The organism is Variovorax sp. P4_D9 (assembly GCF_056401695.1).
In genome coordinates, this window is record NZ_JBFUIU010001430.1 from 1 (window position 1) to 1,401 (window position 1,401).

Here is a 1,401-nt window from a genome sequence, read left to right on the forward strand (position 1 = left end):
CGTCTGCGCTTGTCCCAGCACCACCACAGAAATTGCGCTCCGCTTGTCCCCGGACGCGAGCCCCGAATCCTTCATGGGTCCGCCGGCCTGCATGCTCCACCTCTGGGATGGCACCCAAGGGATGGTCAGCCACACCAGCTACATTGGCAGCTTCCAGGGGCCGTTCGACTTTGCATAGTGCTCGACCAGCGCGGCGAGCTCTCAAGATTTCTGGGCCGAAGGGGCAGAATGCGACCAACTGCGGACATTCGCCTCGCGGGTCAGATGTGACAGACTCGCTGTTCAAGTTGTCGCATTGAGAGGATTTTGTGGAGACTCGTAGGTTCAGGCTCGGTGATGAAAGTGCGTTGTTCCGTGTGTACTTCACGGCCATCCATGAGGTCGCCTCCCGCGACTACTCACGCGAGCAAGTCGCAGCATGGGCTCCGGCGGACTTTGACATGGACCTGTGGGCAAATTTGGTTCAAAACATCCGACCATTCGTTGTTGAACTTGCCAACGAAATCGTCGGGTATGCGGACGTTCAACCAGACGGCTACGTCGACCACTTCTTTGTGTCGGGCTGTCATTCGCGACAAGGTATAGGCACACGGCTGATGACTCGTATTCACGAGGAGGCCAGGTCTTTAGGTCTGACCGAGCTGACGTCGAACGTGAGCAAGACTGCCGAGCCCTTTTTCGCTCTCCACGGATTTCATGTTGTCGAGCGACGATTTCCAGTTCGTCGAGGTGTGACTCTTCAAAATGCTCTGATGCGCAAGGACCTTACGGCTGAGCGCTGCGTGTAGTGGCCGCGTGTCAGTCAGACTTCGGCCATGAGCGGAAGTCCCGCCCCGTCTTCCGTCCGGCTTCGTTTAAGCTTGGTCGACCAAGTTTGCGGAGGATTTCGTCATGCTTCAAATGCGACCCGGGTGCGAGTGCTGCGACCGAGATTTGCCGCCCGATTCGGGCGTGCTCGGATTTGCTCCTGCGAGTGCACGTTCTGCAGTGACTGCGCCGAACAGCGCCTCACCGGAATCTGCCCGAACTGCGGCGGTGAGCTCCCGCGCCCACGGCGGTCGGCCGCCAAGCTTGCGAAATATCTAGCTTCGACCACGCGAGTGATCAAGTCTGAAGGTTGCGCGACGGCACAGGGAACGTGACCTCAGTAGGCACGGTACGCGGCGTAYGGCAGCGCTCAGCCAAGCCGTGACCGGCCATGCGCGGACCTTGCGCGTCGGCTCAGGCCGAACTCACCTAAGGCCACTGAACCTGCATCAATGAGCGGTCAACTCCCGTTTCTATTCGTATTCGCAGCAGGCATTGCTCCATCTTTGGTTTGGCGGGCTTGCTTGTTGTCGGTGCCCTGGTTGCTGCCGCACTTCTTCCGCGTGGACATCCGCTCGCCGACCGGCTGCGCAG

At 59.5% G+C, this 1,401-nt stretch carries 1 protein-coding gene and 1 pseudogene; both read left to right on the forward strand.

Annotated elements, in window-relative coordinates:
- Positions 1–356 precede the first annotated feature (356 nt).
- Positions 357–788 carry a GNAT family N-acetyltransferase gene (locus AC1DY5_RS55675; RefSeq protein WP_478122713.1) on the forward strand — a complete coding sequence of 144 codons (432 nt, stop codon included), beginning with the start codon at positions 357–359 and terminating at the stop codon, positions 786–788.
- A 103-nt stretch (positions 789–891) separates the two neighbouring features.
- Positions 892–1,142: pseudogene (locus AC1DY5_RS55680) on the forward strand (DUF1272 domain-containing protein).
- Positions 1,143–1,401: the final 259 nt, after the last annotated feature.